The following is an 18,987-nucleotide window of genomic DNA, read 5'->3' as shown; positions in this document are numbered from 1 at the left end:
GGCACGCCGCCAGCGTTCGTCCTGAGCCAGGATCAAACTCTCCAAAAAGTAGTTTGACTAGCTCTTGTTTAAAACTTTAGAATTAACGTTGGCACTTCGATTTGTTTAGTTTTCAAAGAACTTTTTTGCCACTTCTTTTCTGAGGCGACTTTATTATCTTACCACTTAATTCGATGTCGGTCAATAGTTATTTTCTTTTTTTATTTTCTCGAAACAACTTATGTAACAGCGACGTATAATACTATACCATCTTTCAAACTGAGGTGTCAACTAAAAATAAAAACAAATGGAGGACCATTTGTTTTTAAACAAGAATATACGTTTTGATTACGAACATAGCCGCAATACCGGGAAGTCCGAGCAGTCCGGATACAGCTGATGTACCGGCATTGATCGGGATGTGAAACCCAATTCCTGAACCGAGGGCATTTAAAGCAAACAGGAGCAGGGCACCAGCTACAATTTTCACAGCCAGTTTTCCAATCCATTTAAAAGGTTTGGATATCGAGCCATTCATAAGCAGGAGGAGAATCGCTCCGCCTGCAGCGGATAAAACAATAATCGGGTTCATGTTACCACTCTCTTTCGCACTGCCTGTTTTGTACAAGCATATGCAAAAGGGTTTTAAGTAGAACCCATGCTAAAGATTCATCCGGATTTTTCTGTTTTTTGCTTCTCTTAATAGAAAGAAGTATTTGGATTCTGCAACCTTTAATTCAAAAAGAACTTCCTCAGACGGTTCTACGCTTTTCTCCACTAGCTGCTTTTGACGATTCCATTCAGATTTATTTTTCATAAGAAGTTCGATAAGCTGTTGGTTAAAATCTTGTCTTAACCGCCCTTTTCTTTTGAAAAGCAACGAAAACCCTCCAATTATAATTCTCTTCTTCCTTCAAGTGCTTTGGAAAGAGTAACTTCGTCAGCATACTCCAGGTCCCCTCCTACAGGCAGACCGTGGGCAATTCTTGTTAATTTAATGCCAGAAGGCTTTAAGAGCCGGGATATGTACATGGCTGTCGCTTCGCCTTCAATATTCGGATTCGTAGCGAGAATGACTTCCTGAATCTGATCATCCTGAAGTCTTTTCAGCAGTTCAGGTACTTTAATATCCTCCGGTCCGATCCCTTCTATTGGGGAGATCGCTCCGTGAAGGACGTGATACAGACCGCTGAACTCTTTCATTTTTTCCATTGCAATCACGTCTTTCGGGTCCTGTACAACACATAAAACGGTCCGGTCTCTTTTTTTATCCTCGCAGATGTAGCAGGGATCCTGATCGGTAATATGTCCGCATGTGGAGCAATACGTCAGGTTTCTTTTCGCGTTTACAAGGGCTTTCGCGAAGTCAAGAACGGTGTCTTCCTTCATGCCGAGGACAAAAAAGGCCAGACGGACGGCCGTTTTAGGTCCTATGCCTGGCAGTTTGGTAAAACTATCAATTAATTTGGATATAGGTTCCGGATAATGCATTAAGCTTCCTCCTAGAACAAACCTGGCATGTTCATTCCTTTAGTGAATTGACCCATTGTTTGGGAAGTCATTTCTTCTACTTTTTTCAGTGCGTCATTTGTTGCAGCAAGAACTAAGTCCTGAAGCATTTCGATATCTTCCGGATCGACCACTTCTTCTTTGATTTTCACTTCAACGATTTCACGGTTCCCATTGGCTATAACCGTAACCATTCCGCCGCCTGCAGATCCTTCAATCAGTTTTTCGCCTAGCTCTTCCTGGGCTTTTTCCATATCTTTTTGCATTTTTTGCATTTGCTTCATCATTTTTTGCATGTTTCCCATTCCGCCGCGCATAGTAACATCTCCTTAAGTATCAGTCTTTTATTTCAATAAAATCCGGGCCTGCTAATTTTTTGGCTTCTGCAATGAAAGGGTCTTCTTCCTCTTCATTGGCATCTGAATCTTCATCCTTTTGATCCCGGATGAATTCTTCTCTTATTTTAACCCAATCCCTCTCGGGGACGCCAACCATTTCGACGCGTTTGCCGAGTAAATTTGCGAGAATGGCTTCAATATTGGTTCTGACGTCATTATTGTTCTCGGCGACCATTTTGCAGTGGATCTCATATTTAAATTTTAGCACAAATGACTTGGAGGAGGCTGCTACCGGTTCACTTTCCCCTACAAGGGCTGCATGGGAGGCTTTATTCTGGGTGCGAAGCTGGTCAAGCATGCCGCTCCAGCTCTTTTTAAGTGCGTCCAGATCACCGCGGGTGGCTTCTTTCAGAATCTCATGGATTCTTCCTGCCGGCACCTTGAAATTGCTCCGGACCATTTTGGCCGCTTTTGGATCACTTTGGCCCTGGGCTTGCTGATTTGAAGCTGCCACACCACTTTTCTTCAGTTCCTTCAGCTCCGCTTCAAGCAGGGAGATTCTCTCTAAAAGAACCGGATCCGTCCCTCCAGTCTGCACGGTCTTCACTTCGGATTCACAGAGCTTCACAATGGCCACCTCAAGGAAGATCCGCGGATGGTTCGTCCATTTCATTTCCTGCTGGCTTTTATTCAGAACATCGATGATTTCGTAAATGGCCCCCGCTCCGGTTTCCCGGGCAAGGTCCTTAAAAGTCTGATCGACAGATACCCGCTCCAAAACGTCTTCAAGACTGGGGGCTGTTTTATAAAGAAGCATGTCCCGGTAATAATAAATCAAATCTTCTATAAAACGTGCTGCATCCTTCCCCTGGTCCATCAGCTGATTCAAAATTTGCAGCGCTGCTGAAATTTCTTTTCTATGAATGGATTGAACCAGCTCAGTCAGCAGATTCTGCGAGACCGAACCAGTTATGAGGAGCGAATCCTGGAGCGTTACTTTTTCATCACTGAATGAAAGAGCCTGATCAAGGAGACTTAGGGCATCACGCATCCCTCCGTCTGCTGCTCTGGCAATCACATGCAGTGCTTCTTCCTCCGCCTCTGCATCCTGGTCTTCCATGACCGTCTTCATCCGGTCTACAATGGCATGGGAAGTAATACGCTTAAAGTCGAATCGCTGACAGCGAGAGATAATCGTTAAGGGGATTTTATGAGGCTCTGTTGTAGCCAGGATGAAAATGACATGCTTAGGCGGTTCTTCAAGGGTTTTCAGCAAGGCATTAAAGGCGCCCATCGAGAGCATATGAACCTCATCTACAATATAAACTTTGTACTGTACAGCAGATGGAGCATATTTCACTTTATCCCGGATATCGCGAATCTCGTCCACTCCATTATTCGAAGCGGCATCAATCTCAAGCACATCGGATATCGATCCGTCCGAAATCCCCCTGCAGGATGAACATTCTCCGCACGGTTCCGCGACCGGAGCCTGTTCGCAGTTAACGGCTTTGGCAAAAATTTTGGCAGCACTTGTTTTCCCTGTCCCCCGGGGGCCGGAAAATAAATAAGCATGGGAGAATTTGTTGTGAAGCAGGGCATTTTGCAATGTCCGGGTAATATGATCCTGGCCGGCTACATCCTGAAAAAGCTGCGGTCTGAATACACGGTATAATGCTTGGTAACCCACAAAAGCCCCCTCCTTTTTCATAGTCAAAATCCATTATGTATTATACCTTACAGTCGGCGCTCAGAAAAGCAGCACCCTTTTCTTTCATTATACAGAAAAACTCACCCCATGAGGGTGAGTGTTCTTATATGCATAATATAACTGCCGTGCACCTTTCGTCGATTAGCGGCCACAAGCGTTACTTAAGCAGTTAGCTCGGCCCAGGCTATCCCGCGGCACATGAAAGCTTCCACTTAATGCTGCTTCCTTCCGGACCTGACATGGTTCATGGATTTCCATTGCGCAGGACCCAGACGTCAACACCACTTACTTAAGGGCAGACCCTGCAGTCAACTAACCTCGGAAAGGGATTCGGCCTCGCTGGAGCGGATTGCGAGTACAGGGCACCGCTACCTCCCCGCTTAGCACGGCAAAATTGATACCTATTGGAAGTGCGTCTTTATCGGACGCATAATTTAGTATACTCTGATTCAGTGAAAAAATCAATTCACGGCAGCTGTAAATTTTTTGAAGTGTTCCGCTCCGCTTTTTTTCGTTCTCTTATCCCTCTGAAAAAATCCGACAAAAGATTCCCGCACTCTTCCCTGAGCACCCCTTCTGCCACTTCCGCCTGATGATTAAAACGTTCTTCCTGAAGAAGGTTCATCAGTGTTCCGGCACAGCCGCCTTTCGGATCAGGTGCACCGAATACCACCCGGCTGAACCTCGAAAGAACAATCGCACCGGCGCACATTGGACACGGCTCAAGTGTTACATAGAGAGTGGCCCCTTCAAGCCTCCACGTTCCAAGCTTCCGGCAGGCCTCGTCAATTGCCAGTATTTCAGCATGGGCGATGGCTCTTTGCTCTGTTTCCCTTAAATTGTGGGCTGCGGAAATAATCTCTCCATTGAGAACAACCACAGCGCCGATCGGCACTTCCTCAATGGCTTCAGCTTTCCTTGCTTCTTCAATCGCTGCCTTCATAAACCATTCGTCTGTTTTCATTTGCCGCTCCTTACTTATAGAACAAATTCATCCTGCATACCCTAACTTTAAAGGAGAGGACAAGATGAGTCAAAACCGCCACGCTGCATTACTCATTATTGACATGATTAATGATTTTCAATTTGAATACGGATCTGAGCTTGCTAAAAAGGCTGCTAAAATCACAGGTCCGCTGGCTGAGCTTAAAATAAAGGCGTCTGAAAGCAGCATCCCCGTTATTTATATCAATGACCATTATGAACTATGGCAGGCCAATCTGGAGAAAATCACTGAAAAATGCAGGAATCACTTAAGTGCGCCCGTAATTGACGCAATCGCTCCCAAGGATGAAGATTATTTTTTAATAAAGCCGAAGCATTCAGCCTTCTATGGAACGGCCCTGAACACCCTGCTATATCAGCTGAAGATTGATACGCTTATTTTAACCGGTCTTGCAGGAAACATCTGCGTTCTTTTTACGGCCAATGATGCGTATATGCGGGGATACAGCCTCATTGTGCCTCCTGATACGATGGCTTCGGTCAATGATGACGATGAGCAATATGCCCTCCGCATGATGGAAAACGTTTTGAAAGCACATGTGCAGCCAAGCTCGAGAATCATGCTCTAGCATAGTCCCTTTCTCCTCCTCATATTCTTCTGTATAGACCCATGAGGAGGAAGCCGGCATGCAAATTTATACAGTCAAGCAAGGCGATACCGTTTATCAGATTGCCTTTCGGTATGGGACCGCCGCGGAGGATATCATTCAAGCGAACCAGCTGCCGAACCCGGAACAGCTCGTGGTCGGGCAGGCTCTCGTCATCCCGATTAAAGGACGGTTTTATACCATTAAACGCGGGGATACATTATGGTCCATAGGGCGCCTGTTTTCCATTAATCCAAACGAGCTCGCCCGGGTTAACCGCATCAATCCTGCAAGCCCCCTTCAAGCCGGATTCCGTCTGTATATCCCTGAGCCCCCAAAAAGAAAGGCTGAATTTAACGCCTATATAGAGCCAGCTCAGGATGAGGTGACCGAAGAGCAAGAACAAAGTGCCCGGGAAGCCGTTCCTTATCTGACTTACTTAGGACCTTTCAGCTTTCGCATCCAAAAGGACGGGACGCTCAAAGAGCCCCCGTTAAACAAGCTTCCGGCTATAGCATCCGCAAATAATGTGACCCTGATGATGATAATCACCAACTTAACCGATGAAGGCTTCAGCGATGAAATTGGAAAAGTCGTGCTGAACAATCCCGAAATTCAAAATAAGCTGCTTGATTCCATCACGGCCGCCGCGAAAAAATACGGATTTCAGGATATCCATTTCGATATGGAATACTTAAGGCCAGAGGATAAAAATGCCTACAATGCCTTCTTAAGAAAAGCGAAGCAGCGGTTTCAGAAGGAAGGCTGGCTTCTTTCGACCGCCCTTGCTCCAAAAATCAAAGCCGATCAAAAAGGCAAATGGTATGAAGCACATGATTACAAAGCACATGGCGAAATTGCCGATTTTGTTGTACTGATGACGTACGAATGGGGCTATAGCGGCGGACCTCCCCTTCCCGTTTCACCCATCGGTTCAGTAGAGGAAGTAATCAATTACGCCCTGACAGAGATGCCTGCCTCAAAAATCATGATGGGGCAAAATCTGTACGGCTATGACTGGACCCTCCCCTTTAAACCTGGAGGGGAGTTCGCAAAAGCCATCAGTCCCCAGCAAGCCATAAAACTCGCAGCAGCGTACAATGCTGCCATTGAATACAGCAGCGAGGATCAGGCCCCTCATTTCAGCTACCGCGACGAGAAAGGCAAAGAGCATAAAGTCTGGTTTGAGGATGCCAGGTCCATTCAAGCTAAATTCAACTTAGTCAAACGCCTGAAGCTAAGGGGTGTAAGCTATTGGAAGCTTGGATTGTCTTTTCCTCAAAACTGGCTATTGATTGCAGACAATTTTGAGGTTGTAAAACGCCAGGGGGCGGACGCTCAATAAATCAGCAAGCCCCTGACACCTTTGTGCAAGCCATGATTGCAGATGAGGCCGTCTTGAATGAAGGATACCGAAATCCTTTAGTACCTTTGGCATACATGCTGCCCGATGAAAGTCCTGGTTATTGGCTGGACGTAGAACAGCTAGGAAATGGCTAATATACAATTGGAATGCAAGTCAACAAATGATCCTTGGGGCGGCTTCTGAATAGCAGAAGTCGCTTTTTTCTATATACCCCTATCCGCCTTAGGGTTACGAGACGAGCGAATATGGGAATGGAACGATTGATGAACATAGTAAAGGAGGGAAACAATATGTACAAAATTATTGATGCCACTTTAGCGGTTTTGATAATTCCGCTAACCGTCCTGACTGTCATGAACGGCGCAAGCATTTATTTGATCCTCTTACTGATCGCGCTTTTGTTGCTTAGTGCAGCCCAGGGCTTCCGCAGTTTAAGGGAAAAAGGGGAAATATTCCGCCCCGTTGTACTATTCCTTGCTGCAATTGTTTTTGGAATAGGCGCGTATGCAATCTACGATCTAATCTATCTTCTCTAAATTAATTTACAGAAAAGGAATAATTATAATTATTAATAAATTCATACCTGGCATCCGCAGGGCTCGTTCGAAACGCCATCGTTTCACGCTAAGGAACGTCGTAATCCTCGCCTGTGAGCGGGTTCCGTCCAATGCGGGAAGACCGTTTGGATCATTAAAACCGGCCTTTTGTGTAAAGGTTGACTTCGCCTCCGTCTTCCAATACCTCCCATATCGCGTCCCACACTGCATTAAACACCGTCTTTACCCGTGCCTTATGAACACCGGTCCGCTTGGCCACCGTCGCTTTGATATAGTTTTAATATTTCCTTCTGCCGGCCAAAAGAATTCCCCAAAAAGGAAACCGCTGTGATAAAATAAAGTTTGTCTTTTTTTACTTGGCTGCGTTCCCCGCATTTATCTGATTTAAGACAGCCGCTGGGCGTAATGCTTGGGCTGTACCGTACATCACCATCTATGCGCAGCACAGCCTAAATTGATGGTTCATTGCACTGACTCTGCCTTTTAATGCCTGCCCGCGCAGGTTTACTATACCAGTTGATTGATTGCAGCAAAGGAGGAAACGGCATGAAAGGAGTACCCTTCATCACCGTAGAAGGTCCCATCGGCGTGGGGAAAACTTCTCTCGCTAAAGCGATTTCTGACCATTATCGCTATCAGCTATTAAAAGAAATTGTAGACGAAAACCCTTTTCTGGGTAAATTTTATGAAAACATTGATGAGTGGAGCTTCCAGACAGAAATGTTTTTCTTATGCAACCGCTATAAACAGCTTGAAGAGATCCAATCGGATTACCTGCTTCAGGATAAAGCCGTTGTTGCCGATTATCATATATATAAGAACCTGATTTTTGCAAAACGGACCCTGAAGGATGAACAGTATAAAAAGTACATCCAAATTTACGATATTCTGACAAGCGATATGCCGAAACCGAATATAATCCTGTACTTAAGCGCCAGCCTTGAAACGCTTCTTCAAAGAATCTCTTTGCGGGGCAGAGAAATAGAAAAGAACATCGACCCGGGATATCTTAAACAGCTGTCTGCAGATTATGAAACAGCGATGGCTCAATGGGAGCAGATTAACCCGGAAATACCGATTCTCCGCTTTAATGGGGACGAGCTTGATTTTGTCCGACGCCCGGAGGATTTAACGTACATCCTGAAACGCCTTGATGATCATTTGTTAAAAGGAGTCAGCCATACATGAACCTGCGAGATCAATACCATATACCGAAAGATGCCGTGATTACCATCGCCGGTACAGTCGGCGTCGGAAAGTCAACGATGACCAATGCACTTGCCGAAGCCCTTCGATTCCGGACCTCTTTTGAAAAAGTCGAAACCAATCCATACCTGGATAAATTTTATGCGGATTTTGAACGCTGGAGCTTTCATCTGCAGATTTATTTTCTTGCTGAACGGTTTAAAGAGCAGAAGAGAATTTTCGAATACGGTGGCGGCTTTATCCAGGATCGGTCCATTTATGAAGACACGGGCATTTTCGCCAAAATGCATTATGAAAAAGGTACCATGACGGAAGTGGATTACGAAACGTATACAAATCTATTTGATGCAATGGTGATGACCCCATACTTCCCTCATCCCGATCTTCTCATTTACCTTGAAGGAAGCCTTGAAGACATTTTATCCAGAATCGAACGGCGCGGCCGCCCGATGGAGCAGCAGACCCCGGTTTCTTACTGGGAGGAAATGCATGAACGCTATGAAAACTGGATTAATAACTTCAATACGTGTCCAGTTATGCGATTAAATATCAACGATTATGACATAATGGCCGATGGCGGTTCGGTTGAGCCGATTCTTGAAAAAATCAGCTACTTTATGAAACAGTCCAGACAGCTTAAAAGATAAATCTGAGTATGTACCTGACGAGTTTAACTATTCGTCAGGTTTTTTTTGGAACTTTTTCCAATACCAAACGTATAGTAGCTATCCTGGACAAATAAGGAGGAAATGACTTGTCATATGTACTGGAAGTCCAAGGGCTCAAAAAGAAGATTGGAAAGCGATACATAGTCAATGATGTGAATTTCAGAGTGGAAGAAGGAGAAATTTTCGGCTTGCTCGGTCCGAACGGCGCCGGAAAAACGACGATTATCCGGATGATTACCGGGTTAATCAATCGGACGGACGGCAAGGTATTCATAAAAGGCAACAGTGTGGATACCGACTATAAGGGGTCAATGAACGAACTGGGAGCGATCGTTGAAAACCCTGAGTTTTATAAATACATGTCCGGCTATGCCAATTTGAAGCACTATGCCCGAATGTCATTAAAGCCGATTTCTGAGGAAAGAATCAAGGAAGTGGTTCAGCTTGTAAAGCTGGATGGAGCCATTCATCAAAAGGTCAAAACTTATTCCCTTGGCATGAGACAGCGGCTTGGCGTCGCCCAGGCCCTCTTGCACGGACCTTCTCTCCTTATCCTTGATGAACCGACCAATGGACTGGATCCGCAGGGAATGAAGGAATTCAGAGATTATTTGAAGGTACTCGCCGAAAACGGAACGTCTATCCTTGTTTCTTCGCATATGCTCGGTGAAATGCAGCTTATGTGCGACCGCTTTGCCATTATCGAAAAGGGCGTCCTGACCCATGTGTCTTCCATGGAGGATGAAAACAATGCATTTGCTGAAGAAATGAGGGAAGTACTCCTCGTTGTCAATGAAGCAGGCGCAGCAGCTTCCCTGCCAGGCTTTCTTTCATTAACGGAAAATCTTGACGTATCAGGTGAGCAAATTCTGAAATTCTCTGCCAAATATGATTCCCTCCCTATGATTGTAAAGGAATTGACTGATCACGGCGTGCAAATCTATGAAATGACGCCGGTGAAAAAATCGCTCGAAGACCGATTCCTGGAACTGACAAGAGAGAAGGAGGAAGCCCTCTTATGATGAATTTACTCAAAAATGAATGGATTAAAATATTTGCGAAAAAGTCATCCTGGATCTATTTTATCCTAATCGCCTTATTCATTACGATTGCCGCCGTCGGGACTGCCTATTTTGAGAGCCTGGACGATGGAACAAATACGAATGCGGACTGGAAGCAGACACTTGAGCAGGAAAATGCTTCTCTCGCTAAAGATCTCGAAGATCCCAACATCCCTGATGAGGAAAAGGAAAGCATTTCAGGATCCATTGCCCAAAACCAGTATTATTTAGATAATGATGTCAACCCGAATCAAAGAAGCAACTGGCAGTTTGCGAACTCAGCCGGCATCGGCCTCACTTCCTTTGTCGCGCTCTTCAGCGTCATTATTGCCAGTGCAAATGTTGCCTCCGAATTTTCAGACGGGACGATCAAACAGCTGCTCATTCGCCCCCACCGGAGATGGAAAATACTTTTATCCAAATACATTGCCGCCGTCGTATACTCACTCCTGCTCCTGCTGTTTTTGACCGGAGCAAGCATCCTGGCCGGCACCTTCCTGTATGGTGCGGGGGACTTCGGAGCTAAAATAGCCGAAATCCCGATGACATTTGACGCAGCCGCGGAACCGGTTATCGGATCGGCGGGAGGCATCTTTTTCAAAAAAATCCTTCTCTATATCCCGAATCTGATTGTCGTCACAACGATCGCCTTTATGCTGTCCACCCTTTTCAAAAGCCAGGCCATGGCTGTAGGGATTGGAATTTTTGTTCTGTTTATGAATGATGTATTAAGTTCAGCCGTACAGCTGCTGATTACTTTGGAGCAGGAGTGGGCAAAGCTCTTGCTGTTCCCTCACCTGAACTTGATGCAGTATGCCGCTGCGGATGAAATTCTCCCAGGCGTAACGCTCACGTACTCGTCCATTGTTATGCTTGTGTACTATCTGATTTTCATGGCTATCACCTTTTTCTTTTTCCAGAGAAAAGATGTAAGCATTTAACAGCGGACAGGCTGCCTTAAACGCTTGCTGAGAGAAAAGATTAGACTAGGAAACCCCCGGTATGCATATGCCGGGGGTTTCCTCGTAAAAATCGTTTCTAAAGAATAGGTAAAGGGGCTGAGAGCAGCGCGACGAAACGGGTTCGCCTGGACGGTGCGGAATGTAAACAGACTTACTGGACATCCGTGAAGGAACGCACCTTTGCCTACTGTCCCAGGCGCTTGAACCGGACTCTGCCCCACAGATTTTTTTAAGCACAAAAAATCCGCTGCATGAACCATGCAGCGGACCAATCTCCAATTTATGCGCGTTACATAATAATTAAATGGAGGAGGAAGGGGGATTCGAACCCCCGCGGGGTTTGACCCCCCTGTCGGTTTTCAAGACCGATCCCTTCAGCCGGACTTGGGTATTCCTCCGTGTCGACAAGAATAAATATAGCACAATATAAAAATGCTTGTCAACACAATTTTTGAAATGAATTATGAATGAGCAGCTGGCTTAATGACCTCTTTATTTCCCATGTACGGACGGAGAACTGCAGGAATGATCACACTTCCGTCCTCCTGCTGGTAATTCTCCAGGATCGCCGCTACCGTTCTTCCGAGCGCTAAACCAGATCCATTTAATGTATGAACCGGCTCCGGTTTCGCTTTTGGCTCTGGACGGAAACGGATATTGGCACGGCGGGCCTGAAACGCTTCGAAATTTGAACAGGAAGAAATTTCACGGTAAGATCCGTTGCTTGGGATCCATACCTCCAAGTCATATTTCTTTGCTGCGGTGAATCCTAAATCAGCTGTACACATGCTCATAACACGATAAGGTAGGTTAAGAAGCTGCAGGACCTTCTCGGCATGTCCTGTCAGGTTCTCGAGCTCTTCATAGGAGTTTTCAGGCTTCACAAATCTCACAAGCTCCACTTTATTAAACTGATGCTGGCGAATCAGTCCCCTTGTATCTCTCCCGGCAGAACCGGCTTCGGAGCGGAAGCAGGCACTGAATGCCGTATAGCTGATCGGCAGCTGGGAAGCATCCAGAATTTCATCCCGGTGCATATTGGTTACTGGTACTTCTGCTGTCGGCACGAGGAAATAGTCCTCCTCACGGATTTTAAAAGCATCTTCCTCAAATTTCGGAAGCTGGCCGGTCCCTGTCATACTTGCCCGGTTGACCATGTATGGAGGCAGCACTTCCGTATAGCCGTGCTCATCATTATGAAGATCCATCATGAAGTTCAAAAGCGCGCGCTCGAGGCGGGCGCCAAGCCCTTTATAAAAAACGAAGCGGCTCCCGGTTACTTTTGCGGCTCTCTCAAAGTCTAAAATGTCCAGATGACTTGCCAGATCCCAATGCGCCTTTGCTTCAAACCCAAAATCGCGAATCTCACCCCATGTGCGGACCTCGATGTTATCATCCTCAGAATCCCCTTGAGGAACACTTTCATGCGGAATGTTCGGGATGGATAAAAGGAGCCTCTCAAGCGTCTCTTCCACTCCGCGCAGCTCTTCGTCAATCTCTTTAATGCGGTCTCCGACCTGACGCATTTCCTTAATGAGATCCTCCGCATCCTTTTTCTCTTTCTTTAAAGCAGCAATCTGGCCGGATACTTCATTCCGCTTGCTCTTTAGCTCCTCGGTTGCAGCAATCAACTGTCGTCTTTTCGTATCCAGCTCTTCGAATTTTTCAAAGTCCGTCAGATCTTCTCCCCGATAAGAAAGCTTTTGTTTTACTTCTTCGAAATTTTGACGCAAATACTTAATGTCCAGCACAGCAATCTCTCCCTTGTCAAAGTTGATTTTGTTAGAACCCGGTATTGAGTTTGAATAACCTTTAAAAATGGCTTTGTCAAAGCATCGTGTTGATTTCACACTTGCTGATAGGAGCGGAAGACGTTAGACCCGAGCTAAGAACAACGGGACAGGTGAGATCCCGCAGCGGCGAAGCCAGGAGGAGGCTCACCGCCCTTGAATAATAATCAGCAGCCAAATTTTGCAGAGCTAAAAAAACAAAAAACTCCCGTCCCTTATATAAAGGGACGGGAGTTAACCCGCGATGCCACCCTAATTGAAGACCGAAGTCTTCCAGCTCTGCATGATAACGGCCATGACCGGAAGCATTTCAATGCTTCACTCAAGGATGGATTCACAAACTTCCAGCACCGGTTCACACCAACCACCGGCTCTCTTTAAGAAGGAAAATTTGCTACTGCTTCCTGTCAATGCTTTAACGTTTCTTTTGATAGTACATAATTTACTACAAGTCTGAACCAGTTTCAACCTTTTTATGCAGATGCTTTTTCTTTTGATTCCTTCACCATCGATAAAAAGAGACCGGTCATCCTATGATCATCAGTTAATTCAGGATGGAAGGAGCAGCCAAGCAGGTGATCCTGTCTTGCTGCTACAATCCGTCCATTGTGTTTAGAAAGGACTTCGACATCCTCCCCTACTTCTACAATATGAGGGGCGCGGATAAATACACCGGTAAAATTTTCGCCAACACCCGTAATGTTCAGATCCGCTTCAAAGCTTTCACGCTGGCGTCCAAAGGAATTGCGTTCGACTTTAATGTCCATGACGCCAAGATGCCCTTCCTCATACCCGACGATATCGGATGCGAGGATGATCAGTCCCGCACATGTACCAAAAACCGGTTTATGGGCCGCGAATTCACGCAGCGGTTCCATGAAGCCGTATTTATCAATCAGACGGCGTATAGCCGTACTTTCTCCGCCCGGGATGATTAAGCCATCCATTTCTTTCAGCTGTTCAGGACGCTTTACCGTAACGGCAGCGGCTCCGCTTGCTTCAATCGAGCGGATATGCTCTCGGAAAGCCCCCTGAAGAGCTAAAACTCCAATTGTATACATTGTCCAAAACTCCTTTTTACCAGCCGCGCTCCTGCATACGGTTTTCAGGAAGAAGAGTTGAAATTTCAATCCCCTTCATGGCTGTACCAAGACCTTTTGAGAGGCTGGCGATTAATTCGTAGTCCTCATAGTGAGTGGTTGCTTCAACAATAGCACGCGCGAATTTGGCCGGGTTGTCGGATTTGAAAATACCAGATCCAACGAATACGCCATCCGAGCCAAGCTGCATCATTAGAGCTGCATCGGCAGGTGTCGCGATACCGCCTGCTGCAAAGTTAACAACCGGAAGGCGGCCTTCTTTTTTAATTTGAAGAAGAAGCTCGTACGGTGCACCTAGCAGCTTCGCCTCAGTCATCAGCTCGTCCTCGTTCATGCCGGCAACCTTGCGGATCTGGGCATTCACTTTACGGATATGGCGAACAGCCTCTACGATGTTTCCGGTTCCAGGCTCACCCTTCGTACGAAGCATGGAAGCTCCTTCGCCGATGCGGCGTGCTGCTTCGCCAAGATCACGGCAGCCGCAAACGAACGGAACCGTATAATCACGTTTATTTAAATGGAATTCCTCATCAGCCGGAGTCAGAACTTCACTTTCATCAATGTAGTCTACACCCATCGCTTCAAGTACACGTGCCTCAACGATATGTCCGATTCGGGCTTTCGCCATAACCGGAACTGATACAGCCTTCATGACTTCCTCTACAATCGTAGGATCCGCCATTCTTGCCACTCCGCCTGCTGCACGGATATCCGCCGGTACCCGCTCAAGAGCCATAACAGCTACGGCGCCGGCTTCCTCCGCGATTTTTGCTTGCTCTGCATTTACAACATCCATAATAACGCCGCCTTTTTGCATTTCTGCCATGCCGCGCTTTACTCGATCTGTGCCTGTATTCATTGTAAATCCCCCTCTATACTCAACATTATAGTTTTTGAATTCATATCCTCTATTTTATATCATAACCCCAAATAATCCTATACTATTATACAGTTCTATATTCAATATTCTAAAAGTTCAAGGTAAGGATAGGAAAAGGCACCTGGTAAGGTGCCTTCGTTTTATGAGAACCAGCCGCCGACGGTTTGTACTACACTATTCCAAAGTCCGGCGAAAAATCCGCCTATGCCTCTCATTGTAAGGACAAACCAGTTGGCTTTCTCTACGCCTTCTTTTGTGATCACGTTTACTTCTCCCCCAATTTCACCTGAAAGGAATCCGTAATCTTTTTCCTCGCCGCTGTAATCAACGACCATTTTTCCGACCGCTTCTTTTTCCTTAAAAGGAGCAGTCAGCTCGCCGTTTTCGTTCAGCTTCTTTTTATCAATTACATATTTCGCTTTATAGTTTTCTTTTTCCCCATTTTTAACAGCCACTTTTAGAGGCTTGTCTGTCTGGATCTGAACTTCTTTTTCCTTCCCGCTTACAACCGGAACAGAAGATTGATCCTTAAGCTGATGACCGGCAGGATACAGCTCTTCAACTGAGTAGTTATTGAAGGCAAAATCAAGCAATTTCTTTGTTTCCTTGAAACGAGGTGATTTTAAGTCTCCAGAACCATCCGAAGCATCCATCACGACCGTTATCACACGCATGCCGTTTTTTTCGGCAGTAGCCGTAAAGGATGAACCGGCAGAGTTTGTAGACCCTGTTTTTAATCCGTCTACTCCCTCATACTCATAAATCAGTCCTTTGAGCATCCAGTTGTAGTTCGGCATCTCTGTGCCTTCTTTGAATGTTTTCCTTGGAATGCTTGCTGTTTCTAATATCTCCGGGTAATCCTGAATCAAACGGGAAGCGAGCTTTGCCATGTCACGTGCTGACACTTTGTTCTCATCATCCTCTGTCGTGCCCTCCGGATGATTGCCATTTAAATCTTTATTTTCAAGACCTGTTGCATTTACAAAATCGTATTCCTTCAGTCCCAGTTCTTTTGCTTTATCGTTCATCTTTTTAACAAAGTTGGCTTCAGATCCTGCAACGACCTCTGCAAGAGCAATCGCAGCGCCATTGGCAGAATAGATTGCCATCGCTTCATAAAGCTCTTTAACTGTATAGCTTCCATCCCTTCGGAGCGGGACGTTGGAAAGTTCGCGGATTTGAGAGATGCTGTATGTATAGTCGTTAGGCGTATACGTTTGCTCCCATGTAATTTTTCCTTCGTCAATCGCCTCAAGAACAAGATACTCTGTCATTATTTTTGCCATGCTGGCAATTGGGAGCGACTCATCTATGTTATTTCCGTAGAGGATTTTTCCAGAGGATGCTTCAACCAAAATGGATGCCTTTGCATTGATGCTGATCGGGTCGGACGCAGCGGCTGCCTGTTTCATCGGAGCAAGGGCGCTCACAAACAGGATGGCCGCCATAAACACTGCCAAAATACGTTTTTGATTCATGCTGTTTACTTACCTCCAAGTTAAGTTCATTTGCTAATCTATTTAATAGGTTTGACTATGGGAAAAAAAGCTGTAAAGGGGATAGTATAGTATACGAAATTTCCGTTCCCGGTAAGGCGGACCTTCGCAAAATTTTTGCAAGAATAGAAACACAAATTTAATTCTATCACAGCAAATATAAAAAAAATAGACAGAGAACGAGACTCTGTCTAAATGTTTGGATTTTGTCCATTTTTGCAGTTACCGGGAGTAATTTGGAGATTCCTTCGTAATGTTCACATCGTGCGGATGGCTCTCAATCAGCCCTGCTCCGGTCATGCGGATAAACTTCGAATTTTCGCGAAGTTCATGCAGGTTTTTCGTTCCGCAATACCCCATTCCGGACCGTAGACCGCCTGTCAGCTGATAAATCGTTTCCGCCAAAGGACCCTTATAAGCGATGCGCCCTTCAATTCCTTCAGGAACGAATTTTTTGTTGTCCTCCTGGAAATAACGGTCCTTGCTTCCTTTTTCCATCGCTCCGACAGAACCCATCCCTCGGTATACCTTGAACCGTCTTCCCTGGAAGATTTCCGTTTCCCCTGGGCTTTCCGACGTGCCGGCAAGCAAGCTTCCAAGCATAACCGCATGGCCGCCGGCAGCAAGTGCCTTCACAATATCTCCGGAGTATTTAATGCCGCCGTCTGCGATGATGGTTGCGCCGTGATTGCGGGCCTCAGTAGCACAATCATAGACAGCCGTGATTTGCGGAACGCCTACCCCTGCCACAACCCGCGTCGTACAGATAGATCCCGGACCAATTCCGACTTTCACAACGTTTGCTCCCGCTTCAATCAAATCCTTCGTCGCTTCAGGGGTTGCTACGTTTCCGGCGATGATATTAAGTTCCGGATAGGTTTCTCTGATTTTTCTTACCGCATCAAGCACACCTTTTGAATGGCCATGCGCGGTATCGAGCACAATAACGTCAACACCTGCTTCCACAAGCTTTTCGACTCTGAGCATGGTATCAGCTGTCACGCCGACCGCTCCCCCGACGAGCAGCCGTCCATGAACATCCTTTGCAGAATTCGGAAATTCAATAACTTTTTCAATATCCTTGATCGTAATTAAGCCCTTCAGCACGCCTTCATTATCCACTAAAGGAAGCTTTTCAATCTTGTATTTCTGCAAAATGCTTTCAGCTTCCTGAAGGGTCGTTCCGACGGATGCAGTTACAAGCTTATCTTTTGTCATCACATCTGAGATTTTAATGGAATAGTCCTGGATAAAGCGCAAATCGCGATTCGTAATAATTCCGACCAGCTTTTGCTCTTCCAGAGTATTCACAATCGGCACCCCTGAAATACGGTACTTGCCCATTAAATGCTCGGCATCGAACACCTGATGCTCAGGAGTTAAAAAGAATGGATCGGTAATGACACCGCGCTCAGAGCGCTTTACCTTATCCACGTGCTCTGCCTGCTGCTCGATGGACATGTTTTTATGGATCACTCCAAGTCCGCCCTGTCTGGCCATTGCAATTGCCATTTCCGCTTCCGTTACCGTATCCATCCCGGCACTGATAATAGGGAGATTTAATTTAAGGGTGGAGGTCAATTCAACCTTAAGGTCCACATCTCTTGGCAGTATTTCCGATTTAGCCGGCACCAGCAGAACATCATCAAACGTCAAACCTTCTTTAGCAAATTTATCATTCCACATTATATAAATCCCCTCGATTCCGCAAAATATTATTAGTAGAGTATCAATACGTCCTAGATACTGTCAAGACAACATTGAAGAGTTTAAATATTAAGAAAACTGGAGACGCATACTTATGACACCCTGGAAACCATACATCCTCTTTTATTCAACAGAAAGCACCCAAAAGTTTCTGGAAAAAATTTATAAAAAACACGGAGCTGAAGCAGCCTTGCTTTCCTACCGCAATTCCTGCCCCTTTACCTATTACCTGATGCATGCAGAGAGCTTTTACCGCCAAGCCGAAGCAGCTCCCTTTTCAATCCGGCCGATTTTGCTCTTCTACGGACTGTCTCAGCTCATCAAGGCATGCCTCCTGACAGAGGATCCTCATTATCCGGAAACAACCTCCGTCCTTGCCCATGGCGTTACTGCCCGCAAAAAGAAAAAGCAGGACTACTCCTTTTTAAAGGATGAAGTCCGTGTACAGAAAAATGGCCTGTTTCATCATACTGCCCGCACCCTCTTCCATCTCCGTGAAATGGATCGCGACCGCTACACCATGGAGATGCTGCTTCGCCGAATACCGGAAATGGAGTCCTGCTTTACGTTTCTCCGGAATGGAAAAGCCCCCATCCCGCTAAAGCAGGATCTCCATGCCATCATTGTGCCACCTGAAGCAGCAACCGCCTACCATATAACCGATCGAAGGCTGGCAGAAATCATTGAACATCACACAGGTTTGTCTGCAGAAGAAAAAAACGGGGAGTTCAGGATTGACACGCAAGACACGCTTACCCCCTTTGCCTCCTCCCTCTTCTCGTACCACTGCGGAAAAAAGGAATACTCGCTGCCGGCAGAAAAACAGCAGCTGTTCATCCTGCCTGAGCTTCTGACTCATTATTTAGTATCCTACAACCTCAGTATGATCTCCCGGTATGAAACGGAATGGTGGTATGACCTGATCCAAAACCGCGCTTCCAGTGATTACATTTATATCAGCTCGTTTATGGAGATTACAGGTGAAAAGATTCCGAGACTGGTTTGGGATTATTTGAGCGGGAGAGCTTTGGGTTAGGGGTGTGAGGTTGGGGGTGGCGCTAGTGG

20 protein-coding genes, 1 tRNA gene, 1 other RNA gene and 1 other annotated feature are annotated in these 18,987 nt (G+C 46.0%); of the genes, 8 read left to right on the top strand and 14 right to left on the bottom strand.

The features are described 5' to 3' along the window. Nucleotides 1–304: 304 nt before the first annotated feature. The 7 genes from ACQCV8_RS19915 to tadA all read right to left on the bottom strand — a co-directional run bounded on the left by ACQCV8_RS19915 (nucleotide 305) and on the right by tadA (nucleotide 4,501). Nucleotides 305–571 carry a pro-sigmaK processing inhibitor BofA family protein gene (locus ACQCV8_RS19915; protein WP_426847208.1) on the bottom strand — a complete coding sequence of 89 codons (267 nt, stop codon included), beginning with the start codon at nucleotides 569–571 and terminating at the stop codon, nucleotides 305–307. Nucleotides 572–640: 69 nt separating this feature from the next. Further along, nucleotides 641–859, bottom strand: coding sequence for a YaaL family protein (locus ACQCV8_RS19910; RefSeq protein WP_426847207.1), 219 nt, complete (start codon nucleotides 857–859; stop codon nucleotides 641–643). 14 nt (nucleotides 860–873) lie between these two features. Continuing rightward, nucleotides 874–1,470: a recombination mediator RecR gene (recR, locus tag ACQCV8_RS19905; protein ID WP_426847206.1), complete on the bottom strand. Its 597-nt coding sequence runs from the start codon at nucleotides 1,468–1,470 to the stop codon at nucleotides 874–876. An 11-nt stretch (nucleotides 1,471–1,481) separates the two neighbouring features. Further along, on the bottom strand, nucleotides 1,482–1,805 hold the full coding sequence (locus ACQCV8_RS19900) for a YbaB/EbfC family nucleoid-associated protein (RefSeq protein ID WP_426847205.1): 324 nt from the start codon (nucleotides 1,803–1,805) through the stop codon (nucleotides 1,482–1,484). 19 nt (nucleotides 1,806–1,824) lie between these two features. Continuing rightward, nucleotides 1,825–3,516: a DNA polymerase III subunit gamma/tau gene (dnaX, locus tag ACQCV8_RS19895; protein WP_426847204.1), complete on the bottom strand. Its 1,692-nt coding sequence runs from the start codon at nucleotides 3,514–3,516 to the stop codon at nucleotides 1,825–1,827. Nucleotides 3,517–3,660: 144 nt separating this feature from the next. Continuing rightward, an RNA gene (gene ffs, locus ACQCV8_RS19890) (signal recognition particle sRNA large type) lies at nucleotides 3,661–3,926 on the bottom strand. Between the two features lie 77 nt (nucleotides 3,927–4,003). Continuing rightward, nucleotides 4,004–4,501: a tRNA adenosine(34) deaminase TadA gene (tadA, locus tag ACQCV8_RS19885; RefSeq protein WP_426847203.1), complete on the bottom strand. Its 498-nt coding sequence runs from the start codon at nucleotides 4,499–4,501 to the stop codon at nucleotides 4,004–4,006. A gap of 64 nt (nucleotides 4,502–4,565) precedes the next feature. On the opposite strand from tadA, the gene ACQCV8_RS19880 reads away from it, so the two are divergent. The 3 genes from ACQCV8_RS19880 to ACQCV8_RS19870 all read left to right on the top strand — a co-directional run bounded on the left by ACQCV8_RS19880 (nucleotide 4,566) and on the right by ACQCV8_RS19870 (nucleotide 7,031). Continuing rightward, nucleotides 4,566–5,111, top strand: a complete 546-nt coding sequence (locus ACQCV8_RS19880) for an isochorismatase family cysteine hydrolase (RefSeq protein ID WP_426847202.1) — start codon at nucleotides 4,566–4,568, stop codon at nucleotides 5,109–5,111. A gap of 58 nt (nucleotides 5,112–5,169) precedes the next feature. Then, complete coding sequence (locus ACQCV8_RS19875) at nucleotides 5,170–6,474, top strand: glycosyl hydrolase family 18 protein (protein ID WP_426847201.1); 1,305 nt, start codon at nucleotides 5,170–5,172, stop codon at nucleotides 6,472–6,474. 311 nt (nucleotides 6,475–6,785) lie between these two features. Next, nucleotides 6,786–7,031, top strand: a complete 246-nt coding sequence (locus ACQCV8_RS19870) for a hypothetical protein (RefSeq protein ID WP_426847200.1) — start codon at nucleotides 6,786–6,788, stop codon at nucleotides 7,029–7,031. Nucleotides 7,032–7,185: 154 nt separating this feature from the next. Here ACQCV8_RS19870 and ACQCV8_RS19865 read toward each other — a convergent pair whose 3' ends face one another. After that, entirely contained in the window at nucleotides 7,186–7,311 is a 126-nt protein-coding gene (locus ACQCV8_RS19865; RefSeq protein WP_426847199.1) for a hypothetical protein, read from the bottom strand. Nucleotides 7,312–7,598: 287 nt separating this feature from the next. Between ACQCV8_RS19865 and ACQCV8_RS19860 the strand changes: the two genes are divergently transcribed. The 4 genes from ACQCV8_RS19860 to ACQCV8_RS19845 all read left to right on the top strand — a co-directional run bounded on the left by ACQCV8_RS19860 (nucleotide 7,599) and on the right by ACQCV8_RS19845 (nucleotide 10,928). Beyond that, nucleotides 7,599–8,240, top strand: coding sequence for a deoxynucleoside kinase (locus ACQCV8_RS19860; RefSeq protein ID WP_426847198.1), 642 nt, complete (start codon nucleotides 7,599–7,601; stop codon nucleotides 8,238–8,240). Further along, nucleotides 8,237–8,905: a deoxynucleoside kinase gene (locus ACQCV8_RS19855; protein ID WP_426847197.1), complete on the top strand. Its 669-nt coding sequence runs from the start codon at nucleotides 8,237–8,239 to the stop codon at nucleotides 8,903–8,905. Before ACQCV8_RS19860 ends, ACQCV8_RS19855 begins: the two co-directional genes overlap by 4 nt. Nucleotides 8,906–9,012: 107 nt before the next feature. Then, nucleotides 9,013–9,948: an ABC transporter ATP-binding protein gene (locus ACQCV8_RS19850; RefSeq protein WP_426847196.1), complete on the top strand. Its 936-nt coding sequence runs from the start codon at nucleotides 9,013–9,015 to the stop codon at nucleotides 9,946–9,948. Further along, complete coding sequence (locus ACQCV8_RS19845; protein WP_426847195.1) at nucleotides 9,945–10,928, top strand: ABC transporter permease subunit; 984 nt, start codon at nucleotides 9,945–9,947, stop codon at nucleotides 10,926–10,928. The genes ACQCV8_RS19850 and ACQCV8_RS19845 overlap by 4 nt, the downstream gene beginning before the upstream one ends. A 326-nt stretch (nucleotides 10,929–11,254) precedes the next feature. Here the strand turns inward: ACQCV8_RS19845 and ACQCV8_RS19840 are convergent. The 6 genes from ACQCV8_RS19840 to guaB form a co-directional block, all read right to left on the bottom strand. Beyond that, nucleotides 11,255–11,347: transfer RNA gene (locus tag ACQCV8_RS19840), tRNA-Ser, on the bottom strand. A gap of 63 nt (nucleotides 11,348–11,410) precedes the next feature. Beyond that, nucleotides 11,411–12,700: a serine--tRNA ligase gene (gene serS, locus ACQCV8_RS19835; RefSeq protein ID WP_426847194.1), complete on the bottom strand. Its 1,290-nt coding sequence runs from the start codon at nucleotides 12,698–12,700 to the stop codon at nucleotides 11,411–11,413. Nucleotides 12,701–12,959: 259 nt separating this feature from the next. Beyond that, nucleotides 12,960–13,159, bottom strand: a binding site (T-box leader). 53 nt (nucleotides 13,160–13,212) lie between these two features. Beyond that, nucleotides 13,213–13,800 carry a pyridoxal 5'-phosphate synthase glutaminase subunit PdxT gene (gene pdxT, locus ACQCV8_RS19830; RefSeq protein WP_426847193.1) on the bottom strand — a complete coding sequence of 196 codons (588 nt, stop codon included), beginning with the start codon at nucleotides 13,798–13,800 and terminating at the stop codon, nucleotides 13,213–13,215. Nucleotides 13,801–13,816: 16 nt separating this feature from the next. Then, nucleotides 13,817–14,698: a pyridoxal 5'-phosphate synthase subunit PdxS gene (pdxS, locus tag ACQCV8_RS19825; RefSeq protein WP_426847192.1), complete on the bottom strand. Its 882-nt coding sequence runs from the start codon at nucleotides 14,696–14,698 to the stop codon at nucleotides 13,817–13,819. Between the two features lie 161 nt (nucleotides 14,699–14,859). After that, nucleotides 14,860–16,197, bottom strand: coding sequence for a serine hydrolase (locus tag ACQCV8_RS19820; RefSeq protein ID WP_426847191.1), 1,338 nt, complete (start codon nucleotides 16,195–16,197; stop codon nucleotides 14,860–14,862). Nucleotides 16,198–16,437: 240 nt separating this feature from the next. Then, nucleotides 16,438–17,901: an inosine 5'-monophosphate dehydrogenase gene (gene guaB, locus ACQCV8_RS19815; protein WP_426847190.1), complete on the bottom strand. Its 1,464-nt coding sequence runs from the start codon at nucleotides 17,899–17,901 to the stop codon at nucleotides 16,438–16,440. A 115-nt stretch (nucleotides 17,902–18,016) separates the two neighbouring features. Here guaB and ACQCV8_RS19810 point away from each other — a divergent pair, with 115 nt between their 5' ends. Further along, nucleotides 18,017–18,958 carry a YaaC family protein gene (locus tag ACQCV8_RS19810; RefSeq protein WP_426847189.1) on the top strand — a complete coding sequence of 314 codons (942 nt, stop codon included), beginning with the start codon at nucleotides 18,017–18,019 and terminating at the stop codon, nucleotides 18,956–18,958. Nucleotides 18,959–18,987 lie beyond the last annotated feature (29 nt).

Origin of the sequence: Metabacillus sp. 84, assembly GCF_050107715.1 — a bacterium.
Taxonomy (GTDB): Bacteria; Bacillota; Bacilli; order Bacillales; family Bacillaceae; genus Metabacillus_B.
Note: the sequence above shows the minus strand (reverse complement) of the source record. Positions and strands in the feature narration are given on the sequence as shown.

Coding starts and splice junctions, on each gene's coding strand:
- ACQCV8_RS19810 (WP_426847189.1), top strand. CDS start 18,017: ATGACACCCTGGAAACCATACATCCTCTTTTATTCAACAGAAAGCACC.
- pdxS (WP_426847192.1), bottom strand. CDS start 14,698: ATGAATACAGGCACAGATCGAGTAAAGCGCGGCATGGCAGAAATGCAA.
- ACQCV8_RS19845 (WP_426847195.1), top strand. CDS start 9,945: ATGATGAATTTACTCAAAAATGAATGGATTAAAATATTTGCGAAAAAG.
- ACQCV8_RS19860 (WP_426847198.1), top strand. CDS start 7,599: ATGAAAGGAGTACCCTTCATCACCGTAGAAGGTCCCATCGGCGTGGGG.
- ACQCV8_RS19880 (WP_426847202.1), top strand. CDS start 4,566: ATGAGTCAAAACCGCCACGCTGCATTACTCATTATTGACATGATTAAT.
- ACQCV8_RS19900 (WP_426847205.1), bottom strand. CDS start 1,805: ATGCGCGGCGGAATGGGAAACATGCAAAAAATGATGAAGCAAATGCAA.
- guaB (WP_426847190.1), bottom strand. CDS start 17,901: ATGTGGAATGATAAATTTGCTAAAGAAGGTTTGACGTTTGATGATGTT.
- ACQCV8_RS19875 (WP_426847201.1), top strand. CDS start 5,170: ATGCAAATTTATACAGTCAAGCAAGGCGATACCGTTTATCAGATTGCC.
- ACQCV8_RS19820 (WP_426847191.1), bottom strand. CDS start 16,197: ATGAATCAAAAACGTATTTTGGCAGTGTTTATGGCGGCCATCCTGTTT.
- ACQCV8_RS19870 (WP_426847200.1), top strand. CDS start 6,786: ATGTACAAAATTATTGATGCCACTTTAGCGGTTTTGATAATTCCGCTA.
- pdxT (WP_426847193.1), bottom strand. CDS start 13,800: ATGTATACAATTGGAGTTTTAGCTCTTCAGGGGGCTTTCCGAGAGCAT.
- ACQCV8_RS19855 (WP_426847197.1), top strand. CDS start 8,237: ATGAACCTGCGAGATCAATACCATATACCGAAAGATGCCGTGATTACC.
- recR (WP_426847206.1), bottom strand. CDS start 1,470: ATGCATTATCCGGAACCTATATCCAAATTAATTGATAGTTTTACCAAA.
- ACQCV8_RS19915 (WP_426847208.1), bottom strand. CDS start 571: ATGAACCCGATTATTGTTTTATCCGCTGCAGGCGGAGCGATTCTCCTC.
- tadA (WP_426847203.1), bottom strand. CDS start 4,501: ATGAAAACAGACGAATGGTTTATGAAGGCAGCGATTGAAGAAGCAAGG.